The organism is Microterricola gilva (genome assembly GCF_004217495.1).
GTDB lineage: Bacteria > Actinomycetota > Actinomycetes > Actinomycetales > Microbacteriaceae > Microterricola > Microterricola gilva.
Genome location: NZ_SHLC01000001.1, coordinates 1,633,633 through 1,657,671, shown reverse-complemented (window position 1 = coordinate 1,657,671; position 24,039 = coordinate 1,633,633). Strand labels below are relative to the sequence as shown.

The following is a 24,039-nucleotide window of genomic DNA, read 5'->3' as shown; positions in this document are numbered from 1 at the left end:
TGCCCCGCTGACCGGGTGAGCTCCGGTCAGTATCCTGCAGAGGTGGAACACAAAGATGTATGGAACCTGTCTGTCAGCCAGCCACTCGCCCCGATTCTCAGTGAACACACCATCGAGCATCACAGGCTGCCCGACGGGGTCGGGTTTCCGCCCTCCTACGTCTCATTCGTCCGAGCTTTCGGCTGGGGTCGCCTGTTCGGGCTCTGGCTCATCTACACACCCGTGTCTTCAGGATTCGCCGACGGGGTTGTGGGTCGAGGCAGGTACCTGACCGAGCAGCTCCACGATGACTTCAGCGAGGCTCGGGTCGAGGGCTATGACTGGAAGATCGAGCCGGATGGCTCTTGGGACACCGCGCAGCGACTGACGGTCTTCGCAATGAGCGAGAACGGCGACTACCTAGCCTGGGACACCGGCGCCCGCGACGACAATGACGAACTGCCGATCTACCACACCGCTCGCTTCAACTCACTGACCAGAATCGGTTCCAACTTGTACGAGGCGATCGAATGGCTTCGAGAACGTGACAGTGCCCCGGACTTCGACCCCACCCAGTTCAGGCCGTTGGTTCCAGCCGCGCTGTGAATGATCCCGGCCGTTCCGTCGTGCCACGGCGCAGTTCAGGGAGATTCGCGGCTTCGGTCAGCGCGCCTGCCCGGAAGGCGGTCACGAAGGTGCGCAGGTGGCTTCAGAGCCAGCCCTGGAGTGCACGTTCGCCGGTAGGATTGCGGGCATGGCTGATGTGGTGCTCATCACTGGAACGTCGTCGGGCATGGGAATGCATGCCGCCGTCGAACTCGCCCGCCGCGGGCTCAGGGTTGTCGCAACGCTGCGTGACACCTCGCGTGCCGACACGCTGACCGCCGCTGCGCACGCCGCGGGCGTCGAGCTCGACATCCGGGCACTCGATGTCGTCGATCACGATGCTGCGGCACGGGTTGTGCACGAGATCATTGCGGACCACGGGCAGATCGATGTGCTCGTCAACAATGCGGGGCGCGGCAGCGTCGCGACCGCCGAGCAGCTCTCGATGGCCCAGATTCAGGCGCAGCTCGACATCAACTACCTTGCTCCCGTCAACCTCGCAAAGCTCGTCCTCCCTGGAATGCGCGAGCGTGGCCGCGGCCGCATCCTCACCATCACCAGCGTCGGCGGCGTCGTTGGCCAGCCTTTCGCCGACGCGTACTGCGGAGCGAAGTTCGCAGTCGAGGGCTTCATGCAGTCATTGGCCGTCGTCGCCGAACGGTTCGGCGTCCAGGTCGGTGTCATCGAACCTGCCGCCGTGGCCAGCGATTTCGTTGCCAACGTGGAGCGCCCGACGGACGCCGGAGCATACCGGCCCCTGTTGGACGCCTATATTGCGCGGACGTCCGGCGCCTTCGCGAACGCGCAGTCATCGGCGAACGCCGGAGTCGCCATCGCGGACGCCGTCACCGACGACGCGTTCTCCTTCCGCCGACAAACCTCCGACTCGGCCGTCGCGTTCGTCGGCGTTTCGCTGGCAGATCCGGACGGGGAGCGGGTGCTCGCGTTCACGCGCCCCTGGATCGCCTGAATCCGATTTCGGGGGACTCGTATGTGGTCACTGCAGTTCTTCCGGTTCGACGACGACGTCGACGAGCGCTCCGTTGCGCCATACGGTCATCTCCATGCGGCGTCCGATCGCACCCTCGACCATCGCGCGCTGCACGTCGGTCGGGGTGAGAATCGGGACGCCGTCGAGTGAGAGGACGATGTCACCGACGCGCGCGCCGCTGGCAGAGGCCGGGCTGCCGGCGATGACAGAGACGATCTGCATGCCCGCGTCCGACCCGACTCGTGAGGCTGCGGCAGGACTCAGTGGCACTTTCGCGCCCGCGATCCCCAGCCAGGCACGGCGAACGCGCCCGGTGGTGCGCAGTGCTTCGATGATGGCGAGCGTGTTTGCGTTGATCGGCACCGCGAGGCCGAGGCCGAATCCTGCAACGGCCGTGTTGACCCCGACCATGCGAGCCGCGCTGTCTGCAAGCACGCCGCCGCTATTGCCCGGATTGAGAGCCGCGTCGGTCTGGATCACCTCGTCGATCACGCGTCCGGAGCGGGTCGGCAACGAGCGGCCCAGCCCGGACACGATGCCGGCGGTGACGCTGCCAGCCAATCCAAGCGGGTTGCCGAGCGCTACGACGAGTTGTCCGACCTGTAGGGACGCCGCATCGCCAAGAGTCACCGGTGGTGGCGTCGGCCCGTCGGCCCAGAGCACGGCGAGGTCGGAGAGGGGATCGGAGCCGACAACGTGCGCAGGCGCGGAGGTGCCGTCCGAGAACGCCAGACTCACCTCGGTGGCCCCGTCCACGACGTGAGCGCTCGTGAGCAGATGTCGGTCGGCCGTGATCACCGACGCGCTGCCAGCGCCGCGCGCCTGGCGAACGCGTACGTCCACAGCTGCGACCGACGGCAGCACCGCTTGTGTCACACGCATCACCGTCCTCGAATAAGCATCCAGTGCTTTCGCGTCGGGAGACATCTCGCTCATGAAGTCAGTCTGCGCCGCCGCTCGGGCCCACGGCGCGAGTTCGCTCTGAGCACATGACTGTCCCGTCTCATCTGACTTGTCATCGCAGCGCGCCAGTTCGCGGGCGTGACACGTTCAACGAGACAGAATCTCGGAAATGTGTCTCATTCAATCTGTCATTTCTGCGGGCAGCCGCAGCGTCATCGTTGGTAGCTTCGGCTGGACCCGAGGCGTCCTGACGGGCGTCCCACCGCTACTGGGCTCGCGATTCCGAAAGGTAGGATCGCGAACGGCCGAGCTCAACGGTCGGGCCAGTGACCTCGAAGCTCGCCCGGGCACGGATGTCGTCGGATGCCGAGCCGACGAGAACATCGACGGGGCCGGCTTCCATGATGAACGTCTTTCCGTCGAGTCCCAGGTAGGCGAGCTGGTCCATTCGCACCGAGAAGGTCACCGTATTCGCGGCGCGCGGCGCGAGTGTGATGCGGTGGAAGCCGACGAGCTCTTGGAGGGGTCGCACCAGGCCGGTGGCGGTGTCGCTGATGTAAAGCTGCACGATCTCCACGCCGCTCACGGTTCCCGTGTTCTCGACGTTGACGCTGACATCGATGGAACCAGTCGTCTCAACGGATGCGGCGCTCAGGGTCACGTCGCCATAGGCGAACGACGTGTAGCTGAGTCCGTGACCGAACGCAAATAGGGGAGTGGCAGGCATATCGCGGTAGCCCTTGTGCATGTCGCTCTCGGGGCGACGGTAGCCGCTGCCCGTGTGCTGGCCCGAATAGACCGGAACCTGGCCGGAGTGCCGCGGCATGCTGTAAGGCAGCTTGCCGCTCGGGTTTGTGAATCCGAAGAGCGCGTCGGCGATGGCACGCGTACCCTGCTGCCCGCCGTAGTAGGCGTGTACCAGTGCGGTCAGCGCGGGGAGGGCCTCGGTGATCGCCATCGGGCGCCCGGTGGAGAGCACCCCGACCACGGGGGTTCCCGTCGCCGCCACGGCCTCGATCAGTTCGCGCTGCGTGCGAGGCAGGTCAATGGCGGCGGTGTCCACCCCTTCACCCTCGGTGATCGGCCCGCCGAAGAAGCCGCCGCGTCCGCCGAAGGCCGCAATCACGACGTCGGCATCTGCTGAAGCCGCGACCGCGGCGTCGATGTCATGCGGCTCGGAGTCGAGCACGCCGCATCCGGAAACTACCGTGACCTCGGCGTCGGGCACCAGCTGCCGCACGGCCTCCGCGAGGCTGATCGTGCCGTAGTGCTGGCGGATGTACTCTTCGGGTGAGACCGCGAAGGCCGCACCGAACTCAGCGCCGGCGGCCGCCATCGCTTCCGGGGGCATCTCGCCGCCGAGGCCGTCGAGGCCCGCCATCGCGCCCTCATCATCGCTGCCCATCATCATGGCGCCGAGCATCCCGAGAGTGCGCGGGTAGGTGTAGCCGGGGAAAGCGAATCCGACCTCGTCGGCGTGCGGGCCGACGATCGCGATCCTCTTCACCTGTGTGGAGAGCGGAAGGATGCCCGCCTCGTTCTTCAACAGCGTGATCGATTCGCTGGCCAGTTGGTTCGCGAGTTCAACGCCCTGCTGGGCGATGCCTCCGAGAACGATGGGGTCCTCGTCAATGAAAGGTCGCTCGAACAAGCCGAGGGCGAACTTGTCGCGCAGGACCCTGCGCACCGAGGTGTCGAGCACATCCTCGTCGAGCTTGCCGGCGCGTACCTGTTCGGCAAGCAGGGTGCCGTAGCCGACGATCGCGGGTAGTTCGACATCCAGACCCGCGGTGAGTGCGAGCACACCGGCCTCCGCCATATCCTTGGCGATCCGCTGGCGCGAGTGCAGCATCGCGATGGTCATGTAGTCCGACACGACGGTTCCCTCGAAGCCGAGCTCATCGCGCAGCAGGTCGTTGAGGATCGCGCCGGATGCGCCGACGGGGATTCCGTCGACCTCGGAGTAGGAGTTCATGACCGATGCCAGGCCGGCGAGCTCGATGGCGGCGGCGAAAGGCCGTGCGTACACCTCGCGCAGTTCGCGGTTCGTTGCCTGTGTGGCGGCCATGTTCTGGCCGCCCTCGGTCATCGCGTACCCGAGGAAGTGCTTAGCGGTGGCGATGACGCCCTCGCGGAGGTCCGTACCTTGCAGGCCCTTGGTGAAGGCCACGCTGAGGGCGGATGCGAGGTAGGGGTCCTCCCCGTAGGTCTCGTGCACGCGACCCCACCGGGCGTCGCGGGCGACGTCCATGACGGGTGCGAGTGCCTGCAGGAAGCCGACGCTGCGCATCTGCCGACGGATGAGTTCGGCCATATCCCCGACGGCTTCGGGGTTCCAGCTCGCGGCCAGTCCGATCGCCGTGGGGAACACGGTGAAGTCCGGTGCGATCACCCCGTTGAGGGCTTCATTGTGGAAGATCGCAGGGATGCCCAGGCGGGTGTTTTCTACAAGGAAGTGCTGGATCTCGTTGACGGTGTGGGCTGTCTTCGCCGGCGACTTGTGGCCGAACATGCCGAGTGCCGAGATCTGCCCGATGCCGTGGCCGAGCACCTTGGTCGCCTGCGACTCGATCAGGCCATCGACGCCGAACAGTCCGATCGGCATGGTCGCCGAGAGCTGGAGGGCCTTCTCCTCGAGCGTCAGCTGCTGCAGTAGCGCATCCGCGCGCTGAAGAGGGGTTCCGACGGTGTCGGTCGTTCTGGTTGTCGTGCTCATCTAAATCTCCTCGTCTGGAAGGTGGGTCAGTGGGTGGTTGTGGAGGCCAAAACTGGGGTTCGGCCCCAACAGTGCTGATGGGCGGGACGGTCCGGCGAGTTCATTACCGGGCTGAGCCAAATGCCAGTTGCGACAGGCCTCCCAGCTCTGGGCCCTCGGGGTGGGTGACAAGGTAGACGGCGTGGACGCCTCTCACCGGGGCCATCGCCGCGGTGAAGGAAACGGGCGTGCCGAGCGGCCCGTCGACCTCGATGGTCGCGACGACCGGACCGGTCGAGGCATCGTCCAGGCGGATGTCGACTCGACCGCGGCTGGCGGGGTCGAGCTCGATGCTCACCCGCGCGCCGGCGACGGCATCCGCACCGAAGTCGAAGTATTTGTACCCGACGATGCTCCCCGCCCGCAGGCGGGTGACAACCGGCAGTTCGCCGTCGGTGTTGTCGTAGGCGCGCTGGGCGATCAGCGGGCTGTTCTTGCCGCTGGCGCCTACATGGTCTGTCAGGTGGCAGGCCATGTAGGCGGGCCACCGGCGGAAGGCATTGAGGGGTTCGGTACTAAACCCCATCGAGGTGTGCTCGGCGTGCTCGAAGCCACCGTCGGCGCGGCGCGTGAGCGGCACGGCGCAGGCAGGGCGGCCAGCCTTGGTCTGCCGGTGATAGATCTGATACCACTGTCCGTCGACGGCGAACATTCCGCCGTGGATATTGCCCGTTTGGTCAGCGGGGGACTTCTGTCCTCGGAACCGGGAGTTGCCAAGCGAGACCAGGGGACCGGCCGGCGCGAACGGGCCCTGCGGCTGGTCTGCGGTGGCGTAGTACATGCCGTTGAACCCGCCACTGCCCATGGCGTAATAGCTCAGCACGAAAGCCCCGTCGATCTCACGGATCGATGGCCCATTCACAAAGTGCGCATCGGCCGCTTTGCCGAACATCAGGTCGCGGACGAGCTTGAGTGGTCGAGCACGAAAGACCTGGGTGGCGTAGCCGCCGCTCTCGTTCTTCACGACAGTCCGCATGTCGCTCGTGTCCAGTTCCACGACATAGCAGTTGAGGAGGCCAACGTAAAGGAATAGCCGCCCTTCATGCAGAAGCAGGGTGGGGTCGTAGGGGAATTCCTTGATCCGGATTCCTCGTCGGCTGATCGCCGGCCTCCCGCCGAAGAACGCCATGTCACCGTCGTCGAGGCCGTCTTTCCCGTCGCGCCATCCGGACGGCTTCTCGCTCTCGGGGTAGCGTACGCGGCCCACGTACTCGAAGGGACCGGTGGGCGAATCCGCCACGGCCATCGCGACGCCCGATTCGGACATCGCCACGCCGTAGTAGAGGTAGTACCTGCCGTGGACTTCCACGACGTCGGGGGCGAACAAGTGGGACTTGAGTCCCAGCTTGTCGCCGCCGCGCCGGGTCATCATCCGAGCGAACGGATCCTGATCGCGCCGATAGATGACACCCTCGTAGCGCCAGTGGGCCAGGTCGGTCAGCGCTGCCGAATAGCAGACGTAGTCGCCGGCGCACATGACTGCGGTGCCGTCGGCCAAGTCGTGAGAGCCGTAGATGTAGACCCGGTTGCCGAAGACATGCGGCTCCCCGTCTGGCACGTACTCCGTTGCCGGAAGGAACGGATTGATGGATGTTGTGAGGGTCCCGTCTGGAACCTGCAGGATGTTCATCGGGTTACTCCATTCACTGGTGGCGTCGTGACGCACGGGGAGCCGGATGGGGCTCTTCTGGGTGCTAGCGGGATGCCTTGATCGGCCAGACGGCGAAGGCACCGAGGATGCTGAGGACGATACCGAGGGGGAACAGCCCGATGTATCCGACGCTGAGGACAATCGCACCGGCGATGGCCGGAGCCAGTGCCTGCGGCAGGGTGGCAGCGATGTTGACGACGCCGAGGTCCTTCGCGAACGACCTCGCGGACGGCAGCACCTGGCTCATCAGGGCGGTATCGACCGCCTGGAACATGCCGAAGCCGAAGCCAGCAACGAACGTCATCGCCATCCAGCCGGGCAGGGTGGGCGAGATCATCGGGATCAGCATCGCGGCCCCCACGAGCGCGGACGAGCCAAAGATGAACGGCTTTCGACGGCCGAACTTGTCCGAGAGCGGCCCCGAGATGACGGTTGAAATCAGGATGCCGGCCAAGCTGATCACGCCGAGCACCGGGATGACCGAGGCGGGGTTCTCTATGTGGAGGAAGTCGGTGAGGATGTAGAACTGGAACCCGGTGACGGTGAAGTAGCCGGCATAGAGCAGGGTGCGGCCAGTGAAGGCCCAGAAGAAGTCTGGGTGCTTGATCGGGTTGACCCAGAACGTGCGGAGGAAGTCAGCGAACTTGAACGGCTCGCGCGCGATTTCCTCGCTGGAGTAGTCCGGGTTGAAGATCACGAACAGCGACAGCATCAGCACTGAGAAGACCGCGAGGAACACGTATCCGGCTGCAATGCTACCCAGGAAGACGGAACCGACGATCTGGCCGCCGAGGGCGCCAACCATCAGGCCGATGCCTGACAGCGCCGAGAACGTGCCACGGCGCTTGATCGGAACTCGGTCGGGCATGATCGCGCTGAGCGGTCCTTGCGCGAAGTTGTACGCCGTCTGAACCAACGTCGCCGCGATCAGCACGCCGACGAACGAGTTCGCGAAGGTCAGTCCTACCAAGGAGAGCGCACCGATGAGCGACCCGATCATGATCCACGGTGCGCGGCGCCCGAAACGGGACCGTGTCCGGTCGGACAACTGACCCGCGATCGGCTGGGCGAACAGGGCGAAGATGGCTCCGACCGTGGAAACAATCGCGAGGTTCGCAACCTTGTTCGCCGGGTCGAGCCCGGCGACCTGCGCAGGCAGCAGAATGCCTAGGAACGATCCCCAAATGATGAACACACCCATGTTGGCGGGGACGATCCACCACAGCAGGCGGCGCACGCCCCTTATCGGCGTCGGCGGATCCTCATTGCCGGCAGCCTCCTCGATGAAGGCGATTTCGGCCAAGTCCTCAGTAGGGCGGCTTTCAAGAAAAGACATCTTCGTCCAATCACTTATGCGCATCACTTATGCGTATCAGTGAGCATAATAGATGCATGACCGATAGTGCCGTCAAATCCCAGAGCGAACTTAAACGGCGCGGAACTGTTCCGCCGACGAGCGCGGACGTAGCTCGCCGAGCCAATGTCTCTCAGGCGACCGTCAGTTACGTGCTCAACAACGTCACGTCGCAGAAGATCTCCGAGAAGACCCGCAGTGCTGTGTTCCGTGCGGCAGAGGAACTCGGATATAGACCCAACCGGGCAGCGCAGAGCCTGGCGGCCCGAGCTTCACGAATCGCTTTGTTCGTCGTCCCCAGCGCACACCTCGGCGAATTGATTGTCGACATCAGTAGCCACCTCACTGCGCGTGCAGCCGAGAGAGGCGTCACCCTCATCGTCCATTTCGAAGGCGCGGCGAACAGATCCATCATCGATGCCGCCCAGGACCTGCGACCTCGGGTGGTGTTCAGCATGTTCGGCCTCGACGATGAGTCGGAGGCCTGGCTGAGCAAGCAGAAGATCCCCGTCTCCTCGTTGTTCCCGACGGGTGGCCTCGCCTTGGGCATGGACGACCCGACGGGATCCGTGCAGGTAGACCACCTCGTCGAGAAAGGGCATTCGCGTATCGCCTTCGCTGACACGAGCGACCCCGGTCTCGCGGTGCTGTCGAAGAGCCGGTTCGATCTGGTTGCACAGGCGTGTGCCGAGGGCGGTCTGCCGGCGCCAGCCTATGGCCGATTTCGTCTCGATGCGTCAGGCGCCGCTCAGATCGTGGAGGGCTGGGTTGCCGACGGCGTAACCGCAGTGGCTGCGTACAACGACGAAGTGGCTGTCGCCGTGCTTGCGGGAATTCGCCGGGCAGGGCTCCGGTGCCCGCAGGATCTCGCCGTGATCGGCGTCGATGAGATGGCCATCAACGGCTCGATGGAGCCGCCGCTGTCCTCAATCGCGTTCGATACCGACAGTCTGGCCGTCGAATACGCGAGTGCACTCGCGGCAATCCTCGACGAGAGCACGACGCCCCCGCGAACGATTAGGGCGCGCGACTTCATGCGCGTCGTGGAACGCGAATCAACCGCCTAAATCAACGACCCCGCGTACAGGCGTGCGAGCAGGCTGAGTGGAACGGGCGCCCGAACTGCCGCCTCGCTCTGCCGACGTCGATGACATTGTTGGCGGCAGTCTCAACCCGGCTGCTTCGCCGCTCTGGGTCTTCGCCATCTTTGCCCACCTGCGCCGCGGCGAGGTGAAAGTCATCGCCCCGAGTCGTTCCGCTTCTGCTTGCAGTCGCCAGAGGTGGCGTCGCGCCGCCGGGCGGGTTGCACTAGGGCGTGTTGCTGATCGAATCTCGCCACTGCTGAAGGCGCTCAGACGGAGCCACCCGCGGTGCCCCGTACGGAAGTCGTGCGGGCGCGGGCCGGTCAATCGGCGGCAGCGGGCTGGCTGATCGAGGCGATCTCGGCGAAAGCGGCGCGGAGCAAGCGTGCAGGGTCTGCAGCCGTCTCTGACTGCGCCCAGCTCGCGAGGGCGAGATCGAAGCATGCGAGGGATGCCTGCACGAGCGCTTCCGCGCGCAGTGGTCGATGGGGACCGTCGAGACGTTCGACGACGAGCGGCGTGAGGAGCTGAGCCCAAAGCAGGTGCTTCTCGAGATTGCGCGCGCGCAGGCTCGGGCGTACTGCCTAGTACCCGCATGGCGCGCTTGCCTCGCATGTCGTCACGACCGAACTGTGCGAGGAGTGCCTCGTAGGCAGCCGGGTTGATCTTCTCGGGCACGCCATCGACGTGCATTGAGACATACGCGGTATTGGCCGCACCCGCATACACGTGCTGCCGGACCGTACCGCGCAGCGGGCGATGGTTGCGAGAATCGACAACTGCTCGTAGTTTCAGTGGATCAGTCCTTGCGAGCTCTGGGCAATTGGTGGTGACGCATGCTTTTCGGGCGCGAAGCCGAACTCGAATTGATTAACGCCCTCGTACAGGTTGGGTCACCATCATCTGCGCCAGTGCTGATGTTCAGCGGCGATCCAGGGGTCGGGAAGACGGCGCTGCTGGATGCGGCGGCCGAGATTTCCGAGCGGGCCGGGAGAACGGTTCTTCGCGTCACCGCATTCGAGTACGAGGCCGAGCTCAGTTTCGGTGCCTTGAACCAGATGCTCCACACCCTACTCACCAGTCTCCCGGCGCTTGATGAGGTGCATCAGCACGCAATCTCGGTGATCTGTGGGCTCGAAGCTGGCCCACCGCCAACCCAGCTCATTGCGGGTGCCGCGAGCCTGGCCCTCACAACGGAGGCCGCGAAGTCAGCGCCCCTCCTGATTATCATCGATGACGCGCCCTGGCTCGATTTGGCGAGCGGGATGGCCCTGGCCTACGTGGCGCGGCGGCTACAGAGTGCGGATCTGAGATTCCTCATATCTGCACGATCGGAGCTCGAGAACCTGTTTGTACGAAGCGGATTCGACGCCCACGTCCTCGCCCCGCTCGATGAGGCAAGCGCCGATGCGCTCCTCGTCGACCGTTTCCCGTCTCTCTCGCCGAGCGTCCGACGACGGATTCGTGAGGATGCACTCGGCAACCCGCTTGCCCTGCTCGATCTGCCCGCCGCTCTCGATGCGACCGACCGTCCCCTCGGAGAGCCTCTCCCGCTCACCGACCGACTCATGAACCTCTACGCTCAGCGAATTCGGGATCTCCCCGATGGCGCGCGCGAGATGCTGCTGCTCCTGGTGCTCGCCGGGGCGGAGAACAGCAGGACGATTGAAGACTGCCTGCCGATGCCGAATGGAGGAGCGGGTCTCGCAGCGTCCGAACGTGCGGGCCTGGTGCGACGGAGCACTCGCAACGGGCGACTGGAGTTTCGTCACCCATTGATACGTTCGGCCGTGTTCGAGCTCTCAACAGGGGAAGGCCGCCGGCGCGCCCACACCGTGCTCTCGAACGCTTTCGCATACGATCCGCAGCGCCGGGCGTGGCATCTCGGCCAATCAGTTTCAGCACCCGACGCGGACGTCGCGCAGCTCCTTGAGGTCGCAGCCAACGATCTTCTGCATACGGGAAATAGCACGCGGGCCACAGCGGCGATGCTGCGGGCGGCCGAACTGAGCCCCGCCCAAGAAGATCGAGCCCGGCGTCTTGCTCGTGCCGCGTACATTGGCTCCCTCGTCACCGGTGAGCTGCAGGCGAGTCCGCGCCTCGTTGTCGCGGCTCAGAACGAGGCTGCGGGCGCCCCGTCCCTCGCCGCAGTGACGGCGGTGGCGTTTCATATCCTCAATGGTGAGGGCGACGCTTCGAGTGCGCAACGGCTGCTCATCGCGGCGCTCGATTCGCAACCGGGCCCGCTTGACGCCTTTGATGACGATGCCATGGAGGCGCTGCAGACGCTCGTGCTGGTCGGGTTCTATGCCGGCAGAGCCGAGTTCTGGAGTGAGACGCGTGAGCAGCTCGCCCGGGTCGCCCCCGAACCACCCGATACGCTCTTCCTGCTTGACGCGACCTTTGGGGATCCAACGCATGCCGACGCGTCTGCCCTTCGGCGCTTGGATGCCGCCCTGGATGGATTGCGGTTCACCTCCGATCCAGTCCAGATCACCAGGACCGCCACTGCCGGTGCCTACCTCGACCGCATTGATCGTGCGCGCGAGCCGCTGTGGCGCATCGTCGACGACGGTCGTCGCGGCGGTGCAGTCGCCAAGGAGATCGAGTCACTCTTCCTCCTGGCGAATGACGACTACTTCGCGGGCGAGTGGGACGAGCTTGAACGGCTCACCGACGATGGTCTCCGGCTCTGCGAGGAGCTCGGCTACACATTGACCGCCGCGCCCGGCCGGTTCCTTCGCGGTCTGGTGGATGCCGCACGAGGGCAGGATGCCGCGGCCGACCGGGCCGCTGAACAGATTCTGCTGTGGGCGGCTCCGCGGCGCCTCTACACGCTCGCCGCATACGCGTCCCAGGTTCGCTGCATGCTGCAACTGCCACACGGTAGATTCGAGTCGGCCTACCGCCACGCCGCGTCCATCAGCCCCGTCGGCACGTTCCAGCCCTTCCTCCCACATGCGATCTGGCTGGTCTTCGATCTGGTCGAGGCAGCGGCGCGATCGGGCCGGCAGGTGGAAGCGAGTCTGCATGCGCAAGCCGCGGAGGACGCCGGTATCGGAGCGCTCTCGTCGCGGCTGGAACTTCTCGTGGCGGCATCCGGAGCTCTCGTTGACACCGACAACTGGCGAGACCGCTTCGAGGATGCGCTTGCAACGCCGGGAAGCGAGCGCTGGGTCTTCGATCGCAGTCGCGTGCAACTCGTGTTCGGCGAGCAGCTTCGGCGAGGTCAAGCCCCGGCCGATGCGCGGCTCCAGCTCACCGCAGCGATCGACGGCTTTGAGCGACTCCGCGCGACGCCATGGGTCGAGCGCGCCCGTCGGGAGCTCCGCGCAGCGGGCGGCACCGTCCAGGCGAGCGAGCAGCTCACACCGCAGGAGTCTGCAGTCGCCAATCTCGCAGCGACAGGGCTCTCGAACAAGGAGATCGCGGCCCAGTTGTTCCTCTCCCCGCGGACGGTATCCACGCACCTGTCGCGGGTGTTCCCCAAACTCGGCATCGCCTCACGCGGTGCGCTCCGTGACGCCCTCGAGCAGCAGGAGCTCGAACTGCGTCTCTGAGATACGTCATCTGACGGATTCCCCTGCTTCGTCGGCTCCGTAGATTCACTCGTGTCCATTTCACATGAAGGAGTCAACATGAGTGCCACAATCGTTCTCGTTCACGGCGGGTTCGTCGACGGAACCGGATGGCGCGGCGTCTACGACGAGCTGCGCGCAACAGGGTTCGACGTTCGCGTCGTGCAGAACCCCACCAAGTCCCTCGCCGACGACGCCGCGACCACCCGCGACGTGCTCGACACAATCGACGGCCCCGTCGTCCTCGTCGGCCATTCCTATGGCGGGGCGGTGATCACCGAAGCCGGGGCGCACGAGAAGGTGGCCGCCCTCGTCTACGTCACTGCGTTCGCTCCGGATCAGGGCGAGTCCGTGAACTCGCTGCTCGCGAGTTTCCCGGCCGATGGTCCTCAGCCGCCGATCCTTCCTCCTGTCAATGGCTACCTCTTCCTCGATCGCGAGAAATTCGCCGCTTCCTTTGCCGCCGACGTCTCCCCGGCGGAGTCGGCGTTCATGGCAGATGCGCAGGTTCCGTGGGGGCTCGAGGCGCTCGGCGGAATCGTGACAGAGGCGGCGTGGCGGGTGAAGCCCAGTTGGTACCTCCATGTCAGCGAAGACCGGATGATCCCGCCGGTAGCGCAGTCCTCGATGGCGGAGCGCATTGGCGCGACCGTGTCGGAGACGCCGGGCAGCCACGCGATCTACGTCTCCCGGCCCAAGGTCGTGGCCGATCTGATTCGCACCGCCGCGGCAAAGGTCGATGCGTCCGTCACCGTGTAGTCACGATGGGAGCCGGAGTCCGCGCCGCGGACTCCGGCTCCTCTGGCCGCTGATGAGACTGCCATCGCGAACGACACCCTGCTGGCGACATCAACTCGAAGCTTCCTGCGTGTGCTTTTTGAGACGGTCTTTCGCAGCACGCTCGGTCAGCACCACAAGAAAGTCCCGGATCGGTTGTTCCGCGAGGGCGCGAAACTCCTCGTCGACCACGGCCCGGATGCTCGCTTCACCCAGCTCAGGAAACCGGGATGCCAGTTTCGCCGAGACCTGGCGCTTGATTTCGTCATCGCTGAGATCCGTTGTCATGAGTTCAACCCTCCAACTCCGCCATTCATTCGCGGTGGTCGGCGAGGGAGCCGACATGCGGCCATTCTAAGTTCAGCCGTAGAGAATCGCACAGCGAATCGGACATGCGGTCGCCGCCGAAGCAAGCCGGCGGCGACCCCTCCCAGGGGCTAGGACGCGCTGCGGGCTTCGGCACCGGCCTGACGGCGGAAACTCGTAGCCACGACAGCGGCCGCACCTGCCAACGCGGCAAGCGCGGCACCCAGGAACACCCAGCTGAATCCACTCGTCAGGGCGTCGGCCGAGGAAGCGCCACTGTCCAGCATGGCGCTCGTGCGGCTGGCGGCGACAGTCGAAAGGACCGCCAGACCGATGGCGCCGCCGATCTGCTGGCTCGTGTTCACGAGACCACTTGCGAGCCCGGCATCCGCACCGTCTGCACCGTCTACGGCGAGGTGTGTTGTTGCCACGAACGATCCTCCGAGCCCCACACCGATCACGATCGTCGGCAGTAGGAGCGACCCAAGGAATGTCGCGTCGGCGGGAGCTAACGAGAGCCAGGTCAGCCCGATTGCGAGGATGAGGAGGGATGCGACAAGCGTTGGTCGCGCCCCGAAACGTGCGATCGTTGTTGGCACCAGGCCAGCTACAACGACGAGGGTTCCGGCGAGTGGCAGCTGGGTGAGCCCCGACTCTAGGGCGCTGAACCCGAGCACCTGCTGCATGTAGACCGCGAGGGCGAAGAAAGTTGCCGTGGTGGCGGCGCCGACGAAGAGCATCGCAAGGTTACCTCCGGCAATGTTCGGCATCCGGAACATCGTGAGATCGACGAGGGGTTGGGCGCTGCGGCGCTCGATCACGACGAACGCGGCGAGGAGCATGGCCGCGACGGCGAAGAGCCCGAGCACGAGCGCGTGCGCGAAGCCCAGCTCCTGGGAGAAGCTCAATGCACCGACGAGGGCAACGAGGCCGCCGGTCACAGTGATAGCGCCGGGCAGATCGAGTCTCACACGTTCGACCATGCCATCGCGGTCGACGAGGAAGGGGAGTGTGACAAGTACGATCGCGCCCATGGGCACGTTCACGAAGAAGATTGCCTCCCAACCGAATGCGGCCGTGAGCACGCCGCCGAGTAGCACCCCCGCAGCGCTACCGATCCCCGCAACTCCACCCCAGACGCCCAGCGCTTTGGCCCGGTCGCCAGGTGTGGTGAAGAGACGGGTGAGGAGTGCGAGTGATGCCGGAGCGAGGAGTGCGGCGAAGGCGCCCTGGAGGGCGCGGGAGGCGAGCAGTATTTCACCGGATGCGGACAGGCCGGCTAGTGCGGACGCGGCGACGAATCCCGCTACTCCGACAAGGAATACCCGTCGATGGCCGAAGCGATCGGCGAGGCGCCCTCCGAGAAGCAGGAACCCGCCGAAGGCGAGGACGTAGGCGGTGATGATCCAGCTCAACTGCGCGGTGTCCAATTCGAGCGCCGCGCCGATTGAGGGGAGTGCGATGTTGACAATGGATGCGTCGAGAACGACGAGGAATTGGGCGATGGCGAGCACGACGAGCGCGGTCCAGCGGCGGTCCGCTCGAGTTCTCGAGGATGCGGAGATGGTGGTCATGGCAATTATTCCTTTCAGGGGTGCGGAGAGTTCGGGGACTAGCGACTGCGGGCGAGGTGGAGTTTCACGATGAGCACCGCGGATGCGGCAATGATGAGCGCGACGAAAACTGGGCTGATGTCCTTCGAAAGGCTCTGGGCGCCGTCCGGGCGGAACAGCCAAATCGCCATCGGCGCGGCGTAGAGCAGGGCGAGTAGGCCGCTCCACCAGCGCAGCCCGCGAAGACGCGCGCTACGAAGCGAAACGGCAAGCACAACCACGACCGGGAGCGATGCGAGCAGTGCGAACTGGCCGAGCAGCAGCACGGGGATCGACCAGGCCGACACGAGCGCCGCGGTGACTGCGCGACTGGGCGGTGTGGTGGGGGCGCCGACGGGAGTTGAAATGGTGCTGAACATGAGTTCCTTCGATCGATTGTTGAACGTGGGTGAGTGATTAGTCAGTCACTCTTTTGCGTAAAATGGAACGCAGGGGCGTCGGCGTGACCGTTAAGCCGCCTGCGTGAGTGGAGTGTTCACAAATGGGGGAGTGGGTGGATCGATGTTCAAGCGGTACGAGTCTCCTTCCTCCCTGGGTGGCGGATGCCGGCTGTGAGGGCGTGAGCCCAATCGGCTTCGACGGCGTCGAGTTCGGCTGTGACGATGGTGTGGCACAGCTGCCCGTACGCGATGAAGCGTTGCACAGCTTCGTCGCTCGCGCCGGAGCGCGAGGACGCGAACCGCGTGACCTGACCCAAGCCTTCCCGCAGAGCGCGACGGACCTCGGGGACGTCGCAGGCCGACTGGGCATGCACCTGCATCATGAGCAACTCGCGGTCGGCGATCAGTTCAGCGTAGGCGCCGCCCATTGCGTCAAGCACGCCATCGGGGCTCTGGTCCAATGCGGCCTCAGCGCCAGCGTTGAGAGTGTGCACGATGAGCTCAAAGCACCGCTCAAGGGCCACCACGAAGAGCGCCTCCTTGCTCGGGAATAGCTTGAAGACGTACGCCGTCGAAATCTTGGCGTGCTCGGCAATCTTTGCTGTCGGCGTCCCGAGGTAGCCCGTGCGAGCGAAAGCGGAGATGGCACTCGCGATGACGGTGTCGCGCCGTTGATCTGATGTGGAGAGGATGGAGCCCATGTGAGTGACTGTACACTCACCAATCCGACGGCGCAACACGACGCTTGCGAGCCAGACTGGCGTCGAGCTCGACATCAGGGCACTCGACGGCGTCGAGCACGATGTTGCCGCACGGATTGTGCATGACCAATCAAACGTGACAGATGAAAGACCTAGTGACACTCGGCAGGCTTTCCACTCAAGGGGAGGGTCTAATCTCGCTGACTTGACATAATGTGCATTATCAGCGCATGCCCGGTGGCGGCTGAAGAGGCGGTTCCGGCCACTGCAATGCCCGTTTGCACGATGGCATTGAGAATCGCGACCACCGCATTGCGTGCACTCTCGATCGCCGAGAGAACACTCGTGCGACGCCCCAGGTGACGCCGCGTGCTGCGCCGCGTGCGCACCAGCGCCTCGCGTAGCAGGCGTTGCGCCGCACTGAGCTTCAGCGCAATTACTTGACATAACGCGCGGCCCACGTCCGCACATGTATCCAACCCGGAGAAAACACGCCGAATGCGCGTGGATGGCGGCAGTTTCCACGAGTTCGGTGCGGCTACCCGGCGGAGCCTCGTTCTCGCGTCTCAATTGGACTCACGGTGTGGCATCTCCCCCTGCGACGCCTGAGAGCGCTACTCTGGGGCCGACAACCGTCCTGCACGAACCGAGAGGCGCATCACAATGTCTACCCCAGAACAGAGCGCATATTTCGCCGCTTTCTCCCTCGATGGAAAAGATCTCACGAAGTCGGCCGTCAACGGCGTCCGAATCGCGCTGGGCGTCTCCGGCGCCGCCGCGCTCATCATCGGCCTGATCATCACCTTCTCGCCGCAGACGGCCGCAGCGGGTATCGCCCTGCTGCTCGGCATCTACCTGCTCATCGCCGGTCTGGCCTACCTCGGCATCGGCATCTTCTCCAAGGGCATCGGCGGCGGGGCGCGCGCACTCGACATCATCCTCGGCCTGCTCTTCGTCGTCGGCGGCGTGCTCGCCTTCGCGAACCTCAGCAGCACCGCAGCATTCCTGGCCGTGTTCCTCGGCGTGCTCGTCGGAATCGCATGGATCATCGAGGGCATCGTCTCGCTCGTGCAGATCGGCGACTCGCGCTCGAAGGGCTGGACGATCTTCTTCGGCCTGCTCAGCCTCGTCGCCGGTATCGTGCTCCTCTTCTCCCCGATCTGGGGCGCTGTGATCCTCTTCCTCCTGACCGGCATCAGCCTGATCATCCTGGGCATCATCCAGATCGTGCGTGCCTTCACCTTCGGCAAGGGCCTCGTCACGTCGGACTAGTCATCAGAAACAGAGAAAGGGCCCGCCGAATCGGCGGGCCCTTTCTCGTGCGTGCGAGGCGTCAGCTGAAGTCGGAGATGTCACCGACGTAGCGGGTGTTGTTCGCCGGCACCGGCTCGACGGCCGCGAGAGCGACCTCTGCAGCGAACTCCCCCACGTTGTAGACCTTGCCGGCCGACTCCTTGCGCGCCGAGATCGCGCCGGGGTTGGCACGCTCGAGCAGCGTGGCCGTGATGGTGCCCTCGATCATGTCGCCGGAGACGACGACGAACTCGATACCGGCAGCGGCGAGCTCAGGCAGCTTGGCGCGCAGCGCATCCTCGCCCGCGCGCTTGCTGCGGGCGACCGGCTCGTACTCGGGCATCGTCGGCGTGTTGTTGATGAAGTGCGCCTGGTGGCTGGTGACGAACACGACGCGGGCGCCGGGGTTCAGTGCGGGCAGCGCGGTCTCCAGCAGGTTCACCTGCGAGTCGCGGTTCAGTACCATCGCGTAGTCCTCGGCCATGCCGGACTCCATGCCGCCTGAGGCGTTCATGACGAGGATGTCGATTCCGCCGAACTCGGCCTTCACCGTGTCGATCATCCCTGCGACGGATGCCGGGTCGGTGAGGTCTGCGCCGACGGTGATCGCCGTTGCGCCCTCGGCCCGCAGCGCCTCGGCGAGCTTGATCGCGCGCGCCTCCTTGTTGCGGAAGTTGATAACGACTTTGGCGCCGGCCTCGGCGAAGTAACGCACTGTGTCGGCGCCGATGCCACGGGAGGAGCCGGTGACAAGCGCAGTCTTGCCGGCCAAGAGCTGCGGGGTGAGTGGATTGGTCACGGAGGTCTCCTCGTGTTGGTGAACGACAAATTGCGGAAGAACGGTGCGCGAGAGCGCCGCATCGAGACTACCAATCTCCCGGCCAGCGATTCGTCGGCCCCTGGTAGATCTTGGCGTGCAACTCACAGCGAGACTCGGGCGCTTTTCCGGCCTGAACTGCTAGTTTCGAATCAAGCATCGTGAGAGCGGTCGGGAGGAACGGTCATGGACGACTTCGTCGCTTCGTACGGCTGGATTGTCTGGCTGGTGCTCATCCTGCTGTTCCTCACGATCGAGGTCGTCACCCTCGAGCTGACCTTCCTGATGATCGCGGTCGGCAGTGTCGGCGGCCTGATCGCCGGCCTCTTCGGTGCCCCGTGGTGGCTCCAACTCGTCATCGCCGCCCTGCTGGCCGTCGTGCTCCTGGTGCTGATCCGCCCGCCGCTGCTCCGTGTGCTGAAACGCGGCGGCGACCCCGCCCGCAGCAACGTCGACGCCCTGCTCGGCACGGACGGAACCGTCGTGGCATCCGTCGGCGGCCAGTTCGGCACGGGCCAGGTGAAGCTCGCCAACGGCGAGACGTGGACGGCCCGCCTGTCGCCACTCACCGAACAGCGCGTTGTCGCCGCGGGTGAACGCGTGCTCGTGACCAGCATCGACGGCGCAACAGCCGTCATCGTTCCGGCCGAAAGGACGCAGCCATGAACGTGTCAGCAGAGACGATCACGCAGATTGTGATCGCGACGGTGATCGTCGTCATCGTCGTGTTCGTTCTCGTCATCCTGTTCCGTTCAATCCGCATCGTCTCTCAAGCCACCGCCGGCGTCGTCGAACGGCTCGGCCGCTACCACAAGACACTGCAGCCCGGTCTGAACCTGCTGGTCCCCTTCGTCGACCGGGTGCACCGCATGGTCGACATGCGCGAGCAGGTGGTCTCCTTTCCGCCGCAGCCGGTCATCACAGAGGACAACCTCGTCGTCTCGATCGACACCGTCGTGTACTTCCAGGTGACGGATGCCAGGGCGGCCACCTACGAGATCGCGAACTATCTCGGCGCCGTCGAGCAGTTGGCCACCACCACCCTCCGCAACGTCGTCGGCGGGCTCAACCTCGAGGAGGCGCTGACCAGCCGTGACAACATCAACGGCCAACTGCGCATCGTGCTCGACGAGGCGACCGGCAAGTGGGGCATCCGCGTCAATCGCGTCGAACTCAAGGCCATCGACCCGCCGCACTCGATTCAGGACTCGATGGAGAAGCAGATGCGCGCAGAGCGAGACCGCCGCGCCTTGATCCTGACGGCCGAGGGAACCAAGCAGTCGGCCATCCTCACCGCGGAGGGAGCCAGGCAGGCCGCCATCCTCAGTGCCGAGGGCGATGCCAAGGCCGCCGTGCTGCGCGCGCAGGGTGAGGCGGAGGCGATCATGACCGTCTTCCGTGCCATCCACGAGGGAGACCCAGACCCGAAGCTGCTCGCCTACCAATATCTGCAGACACTGCCGAAGCTCGCCGACAACCCGTCGAATAAGCTGTGGATCATCCCCAGCGAACTCACCGAGGCGCTCAAGGGGCTCAGCAGGGCGTTCATCCCACCGAGCGGTGACGGCGCCCCTCCGGCAACGCCACCGCCCCGCCCTCCAGCACAGTCAGGCCCATCCCTCTGAACCACAACGCCCCGAAGCCCTACCTCCACGGCACCGGCCCCCGCGTATTCGCGCACAGAGGGTTGGCCACCGCCGCACCCGAGAACTCGCTGCTCGCCTTCGCCAATGCGCTCGCGGCCGGTGCCAGCCACGTCGAAACCGACGTCCAGGCCAGCAGTGACGGCGTCGCCGTGATCTGCCACGACGACGATCTCAGCCGCGTCGCCTCACGGTCGGAGCGGGTGGGCGAACTGACTTTCGCCGAGCTCGGCGAGATCGACCTCGGCGACGGCCAACACATCGTCTCGCTCGCCGACGCTCTCGCCGCCTTCCCAGACACACGCTTCAACATCGATGTGAAGGATGCCGCAGCGATCGCACCGACGGCGGCGGCCGTGCGCGCGGCCGGCGCGACGCACCGCGTGCTGATCACGTCGTTCTCCGAACGGCGCCGCCGCGAGACGACCCGGCTGCTTCCCGGTGTCGCCAGCTCCGCCTCTGCGCCCCGCTTCACGCTGGCGCTGCTCGCCGCCAAGCTCGGCCTCTCCCCCGTCGTGCGCTGGGCGCTCCGCGGAGTCTCAGCCGTGCAGGTGCCGCAGAGTGCAGGGCCGATGCGCGTTACAACGCCCCGCGTCATCCGCGCCATGCACCGCGCCGGCGTCGAGGTGCACGTCTGGACAGTGAACGATGAGCGCGACATGTCCGCACTGCTCGACCTCGGTGTCGACGGCCTCGTCACCGATCGCACCGATCTGGCCGTACCGCTGATCGCCGCGCGCAACTGAGCGGCACCGCAGGCGAAACTGAGAGTTTCCTGATAAGCGGCACCCCACTCCCCTCGCCACGCCGCCCGACAAGCGAACGCACAGCTTGGAGCGCTATAACTGAGGATGCATCGCGAGAGGAGACCACACAATGGCAGATCGTAGTTTGCGTGGAATGAGACTGGGCGCACAAAGCCTGCAGAGCGAAGAGGGTGTCAGCTTTTCACCACGCGTCAACCACAGCTACCGCTGCGGCACGTGCGGTCGTGACACCGTCATGACCTTCTCGGCTGAAGCCGAAGCCCCCGAGGCGTGGGAGTGCAAGCACTGCGGCCACGAGGCCAGCCTGATCGTCGACTCGAAGCCGGTCGTCATCGACCACTCGGAAGACAAGGTCGCGCGCACCCACTGGGACATGCTGCTCGAGCGCCGCACCCGCGAGGAGCTCGAAGAGCTGCTTGAGGAGCGCCTCGTCGCCCTTCGGGCCCGTCGTGGCACGAGCAAGGTCGGCGCCTAACGCGCCGTCAGTGCACTCATGGCGCGTGCCATCGGCACAACGCTAATCGGATCGCCGGGCTTGGGGGCCCGGCGATAGCCGTTTCTGCACACCCCACACTGTGACCCGCCAGAGCGCCTCCGCCACGATGCCGAGGTGCATCTTGGATTCGCCCTCCGCGCGCTCCTCGAAGGTGATCGGGTGCTCGCGGATCACCAGGCCGGCGCGCTCCGCATGCCACGCCATCTCGATCTGAAAGCAGTACCCCTGGCTGGAGGTCGGTTCCTCGAGCAGCATACGCAGCGTCTGCGCCCTGAACACCCGGAAGCCGGCCGTGATGTCGCGGACCCGCGAGCCGAGCATGAAGCGGGAGTAGCGATTGCCCGCCCTGGAGATGGCCTGTCTCGTCTTCGACCAGTTGCTGACGCCACCGCCCGGCACCCACCGGGACCCGATCACGAGGTCCGCGCCGGCCGCCGCGAGTTCCAGCATGCGTGGGAGCTCGGCCGGATCATGGGACCCGTCCGCGTCGATCTCCACGACGTAGTCGTAACCGTTGTCGAGTGCGTAGCGGAAGCCGGAGAGGTAGGCACGGCCGAGGCCACTCTTGTCCGGGCGCACCAGTACGGCCAACCGCTCGTCGTCTCTGGCCAGCTGCGACACGATCTGAGCGGTGCCGTCCGGGCTGTTGTCGTCGACGACGAGGATGTCGGCCGCCGGCAGTGCCGCGCGGATCCGCGCGATGATCGAGCGGATGCTGGCGCTCTCCTGGAACGTCGGGACGACGACGAGGGTCCCGCGCCCGACCGGCTCAACCACGTGACACCATGACGCGGGACCTGCGCGTGCGCGCGGCGGTGATCACGGCGAGCACGAATCCGGCGAGTCCGAGCCCGGAGACCAGCCACTCGATGCCCCGACCCGCGGCGATGGCCGGCGTCACCGTGGTGCTGAGCGGAACCTCCTCGACCATCGATCCCGCCGTGAAGTCGGGGATCGATGCAATCGTGCTGCCATCGGGGGCGATGATCGCACTCGAGCTCACCGTCGAGATGTTCACGACCGTGCGACCGGTCTCGATCGCGCGCATGCGGGCGATCGCGAGCTGTTGGATGCTCTCGTCCGTGTACCGCTCCGCGCTGCCGAAGTCGGCGTTGTTCGTCTGCGCGAGGATGAGCTCCGACCCGCCGGAGATCATCTCCTTGACCAGCTGATCGTCCGCGATGTCGAAGCAGATGGCGATGCCGGCGAGGATCCCGTCGATGTCGAAGATGTTCGACTGCGTGCCGATCTCGTAGTCGCGGCTGATCAGGTCGATCAGGTCAGGGGCGAACGGGCGCCAGAACTCGCGGTCGGGCATGTACTCGGCGAAGGGAACCGGGTGCACCTTGTCGTAGATCTGCACCGCTCCCTCCCCCGCCTTCCACAGCAGGGAGCTGTTGTAGAACTTGTCGTCGCGCAGCGTGATGGTTCCAACGACGAGCGGTGCCTGCATCCGCTCGCTGATGCTGTCGAGGGTCCGCGCCGACAGCTCGCTGCGCAGCGGGTCGATGTCTGAACCGTTCTCCGGCCAGACGACCATGTCGACGTCCTCGCCGACCAGCGGCAGCGTCTCGCTGACGTGATTGGCGAGGATCTCGCCGGGAACGTACTCGGCGAAGAGGCCGGCGTTCGCGTTGCCCTGCACGGCGGCGAGCCGCGTCGTGCCAGACTGCAGCACCGGCCACGCCGGAATCGCGATGAGCAGGGCGATCGCGGCGACGGCGATGCCGCCGCGCCAGCTGAACGACAGCGTGCGCTCACGGAGCAGCTGCACGCCGAGCGCGGCCAGCAACGCGATCAGGAAGCTGAGCCCGGAGGCGCCGACCAGGCTGAGCAGCCCGGCGAAGGGCCCCTCTGTCTGCGAGAGGGCGAGCCTGCCCCAGGCGAAACCGCCGTACGGCCACACCGCGGCGATCGCCTCCCTGGCCGTCCAGAGGCCGGCCACGACCAGCGGAACCATGCCGAGGCGGCCGAGCCGTGACGGCCACACTCGTGGCCCCCAGCGCAGCACGACCGAGATCATCGCGACGGCGATCGAGAAGAAGATCGCCTGGAGCACGGCGAGTGCCACCCAGGGCAGAGGCCCCAGATACAGCGTCAGCCAGTGAATGTGGGTCAGCCAGAAGGCAAGCCCGGCGATGAGCCCGAGCAGCCACCCCATCCACGGTCCGCGGCCGAGCAGCGTCGTGAAGAGCAACGCGACCGCGACGGGTGCGAGCGGCCAGATCCCGGTGTCGGGGAAGGCGCCGTCGAGCAGCACGCCGGATGCCGCAGCCAACGGCATCGCGAGCCAGATGGGATACAGAGGCACGGCGCGCACATCGATACCCTTCGCTACCACCTGCAC

22 protein-coding genes are annotated in these 24,039 nt (G+C 65.6%); 10 read left to right on the top strand and 12 right to left on the bottom strand.

What is annotated here, in order from left to right; all coding sequences use genetic code 11:
• The first annotated feature begins 42 nt into the window (after positions 1 to 42).
• Positions 43 to 585 (top strand): SMI1/KNR4 family protein, encoded by a 543-nt coding sequence (locus EV379_RS07685; RefSeq protein WP_130505618.1) that lies wholly within the window; start codon positions 43 to 45, stop codon positions 583 to 585.
• 148 nt (positions 586 to 733) lie between these two features.
• Complete coding sequence (locus tag EV379_RS07680) at positions 734 to 1,555, top strand: SDR family NAD(P)-dependent oxidoreductase (RefSeq protein WP_130505617.1); 822 nt, start codon at positions 734 to 736, stop codon at positions 1,553 to 1,555.
• 27 nt (positions 1,556 to 1,582) lie between these two features.
• On the opposite strand, the gene EV379_RS07675 is transcribed toward EV379_RS07680, so the two are convergent.
• From EV379_RS07675 to EV379_RS07660, 4 genes are all read right to left on the bottom strand, one after another.
• Positions 1,583 to 2,512, bottom strand: a complete 930-nt coding sequence (locus EV379_RS07675; protein ID WP_130505616.1) for a S1C family serine protease — start codon at positions 2,510 to 2,512, stop codon at positions 1,583 to 1,585.
• Positions 2,513 to 2,744: 232 nt separating this feature from the next.
• Positions 2,745 to 5,195 (bottom strand): glycoside hydrolase family 3 protein, encoded by a 2,451-nt coding sequence (locus EV379_RS07670; protein WP_130505615.1) that lies wholly within the window; start codon positions 5,193 to 5,195, stop codon positions 2,745 to 2,747.
• Positions 5,196 to 5,298: 103 nt separating this feature from the next.
• Positions 5,299 to 6,864, bottom strand: a complete 1,566-nt coding sequence (locus tag EV379_RS07665; protein WP_130505614.1) for a family 43 glycosylhydrolase — start codon at positions 6,862 to 6,864, stop codon at positions 5,299 to 5,301.
• A gap of 64 nt (positions 6,865 to 6,928) precedes the next feature.
• A complete protein-coding gene (locus EV379_RS07660) occupies positions 6,929 to 8,188 on the bottom strand; it encodes an MFS transporter (protein ID WP_242616283.1) in 1,260 nt (419 codons plus the stop codon).
• A gap of 89 nt (positions 8,189 to 8,277) precedes the next feature.
• Between EV379_RS07660 and EV379_RS07655 the strand changes: the two genes are divergently transcribed.
• The gene (locus EV379_RS07655) at positions 8,278 to 9,306 is read left to right on the top strand and encodes a LacI family DNA-binding transcriptional regulator (RefSeq protein WP_165397318.1); all 1,029 of its coding nucleotides are present in this window, start codon (positions 8,278 to 8,280) and stop codon (positions 9,304 to 9,306) included.
• Between the two features lie 338 nt (positions 9,307 to 9,644).
• Here the strand turns inward: EV379_RS07655 and EV379_RS17610 are convergent, their stop codons facing one another.
• On the bottom strand, positions 9,645 to 9,890 hold the full coding sequence (locus EV379_RS17610) for a hypothetical protein (RefSeq protein ID WP_207226317.1): 246 nt from the start codon (positions 9,888 to 9,890) through the stop codon (positions 9,645 to 9,647).
• Positions 9,891 to 10,157: 267 nt separating this feature from the next.
• On the opposite strand from EV379_RS17610, the gene EV379_RS07650 reads away from it, so the two are divergent.
• Positions 10,158 to 12,881 (top strand): helix-turn-helix transcriptional regulator, encoded by a 2,724-nt coding sequence (locus EV379_RS07650; RefSeq protein WP_130505611.1) that lies wholly within the window; start codon positions 10,158 to 10,160, stop codon positions 12,879 to 12,881.
• Between the two features lie 78 nt (positions 12,882 to 12,959).
• Positions 12,960 to 13,658 carry an alpha/beta fold hydrolase gene (locus tag EV379_RS07645; RefSeq protein ID WP_130505610.1) on the top strand — a complete coding sequence of 233 codons (699 nt, stop codon included), beginning with the start codon at positions 12,960 to 12,962 and terminating at the stop codon, positions 13,656 to 13,658.
• Positions 13,659 to 13,748: 90 nt separating this feature from the next.
• On the opposite strand, the gene EV379_RS07640 is transcribed toward EV379_RS07645, so the two are convergent.
• From EV379_RS07640 to EV379_RS07625, 4 genes are all read right to left on the bottom strand, one after another.
• Positions 13,749 to 13,964 carry a three-helix bundle dimerization domain-containing protein gene (locus EV379_RS07640; RefSeq protein WP_130505609.1) on the bottom strand — a complete coding sequence of 72 codons (216 nt, stop codon included), beginning with the start codon at positions 13,962 to 13,964 and terminating at the stop codon, positions 13,749 to 13,751.
• A gap of 149 nt (positions 13,965 to 14,113) precedes the next feature.
• The gene (locus tag EV379_RS07635) at positions 14,114 to 15,556 is read right to left on the bottom strand and encodes a DHA2 family efflux MFS transporter permease subunit (RefSeq protein WP_130505608.1); all 1,443 of its coding nucleotides are present in this window, start codon (positions 15,554 to 15,556) and stop codon (positions 14,114 to 14,116) included.
• A gap of 38 nt (positions 15,557 to 15,594) precedes the next feature.
• On the bottom strand, positions 15,595 to 15,954 hold the full coding sequence (locus tag EV379_RS07630) for a hypothetical protein (protein WP_207226210.1): 360 nt from the start codon (positions 15,952 to 15,954) through the stop codon (positions 15,595 to 15,597).
• Between the two features lie 146 nt (positions 15,955 to 16,100).
• The gene (locus tag EV379_RS07625) at positions 16,101 to 16,676 is read right to left on the bottom strand and encodes a TetR/AcrR family transcriptional regulator (RefSeq protein WP_130505607.1); all 576 of its coding nucleotides are present in this window, start codon (positions 16,674 to 16,676) and stop codon (positions 16,101 to 16,103) included.
• A gap of 663 nt (positions 16,677 to 17,339) precedes the next feature.
• Here EV379_RS07625 and EV379_RS07620 point away from each other — a divergent pair.
• On the top strand, positions 17,340 to 17,948 hold the full coding sequence (locus tag EV379_RS07620) for an HdeD family acid-resistance protein (protein WP_130505606.1): 609 nt from the start codon (positions 17,340 to 17,342) through the stop codon (positions 17,946 to 17,948).
• Positions 17,949 to 18,009: 61 nt separating this feature from the next.
• Here the strand turns inward: EV379_RS07620 and EV379_RS07615 are convergent, their stop codons facing one another.
• Positions 18,010 to 18,768 (bottom strand): SDR family oxidoreductase, encoded by a 759-nt coding sequence (locus EV379_RS07615; protein WP_130505605.1) that lies wholly within the window; start codon positions 18,766 to 18,768, stop codon positions 18,010 to 18,012.
• Positions 18,769 to 18,972: 204 nt separating this feature from the next.
• Here EV379_RS07615 and EV379_RS07610 point away from each other — a divergent pair, with 204 nt between their 5' ends.
• The 4 genes from EV379_RS07610 to EV379_RS07595 all read left to right on the top strand — a co-directional run bounded on the left by EV379_RS07610 (position 18,973) and on the right by EV379_RS07595 (position 21,671).
• The gene (locus tag EV379_RS07610) at positions 18,973 to 19,452 is read left to right on the top strand and encodes an NfeD family protein (protein WP_130505604.1); all 480 of its coding nucleotides are present in this window, start codon (positions 18,973 to 18,975) and stop codon (positions 19,450 to 19,452) included.
• Positions 19,449 to 20,411: an SPFH domain-containing protein gene (locus EV379_RS07605; protein WP_130505603.1), complete on the top strand. Its 963-nt coding sequence runs from the start codon at positions 19,449 to 19,451 to the stop codon at positions 20,409 to 20,411. Before EV379_RS07610 ends, EV379_RS07605 begins: the two co-directional genes overlap by 4 nt.
• A gap of 62 nt (positions 20,412 to 20,473) precedes the next feature.
• Positions 20,474 to 21,175, top strand: a complete 702-nt coding sequence (locus tag EV379_RS07600; protein ID WP_242616282.1) for a glycerophosphodiester phosphodiesterase family protein — start codon at positions 20,474 to 20,476, stop codon at positions 21,173 to 21,175.
• Between the two features lie 130 nt (positions 21,176 to 21,305).
• Positions 21,306 to 21,671: an RNA polymerase-binding protein RbpA gene (locus tag EV379_RS07595; RefSeq protein WP_130505601.1), complete on the top strand. Its 366-nt coding sequence runs from the start codon at positions 21,306 to 21,308 to the stop codon at positions 21,669 to 21,671.
• Between the two features lie 42 nt (positions 21,672 to 21,713).
• On the opposite strand, the gene EV379_RS07590 is transcribed toward EV379_RS07595, so the two are convergent.
• Both EV379_RS07590 and lnt read right to left on the bottom strand, forming a co-directional pair.
• Positions 21,714 to 22,469: a polyprenol monophosphomannose synthase gene (locus EV379_RS07590; RefSeq protein WP_130505600.1), complete on the bottom strand. Its 756-nt coding sequence runs from the start codon at positions 22,467 to 22,469 to the stop codon at positions 21,714 to 21,716.
• Positions 22,462 to 24,033 (bottom strand): apolipoprotein N-acyltransferase, encoded by a 1,572-nt coding sequence (lnt, locus tag EV379_RS07585; protein ID WP_242616281.1) that lies wholly within the window; start codon positions 24,031 to 24,033, stop codon positions 22,462 to 22,464. The genes EV379_RS07590 and lnt overlap by 8 nt, the downstream gene beginning before the upstream one ends.
• Positions 24,034 to 24,039 lie beyond the last annotated feature (6 nt).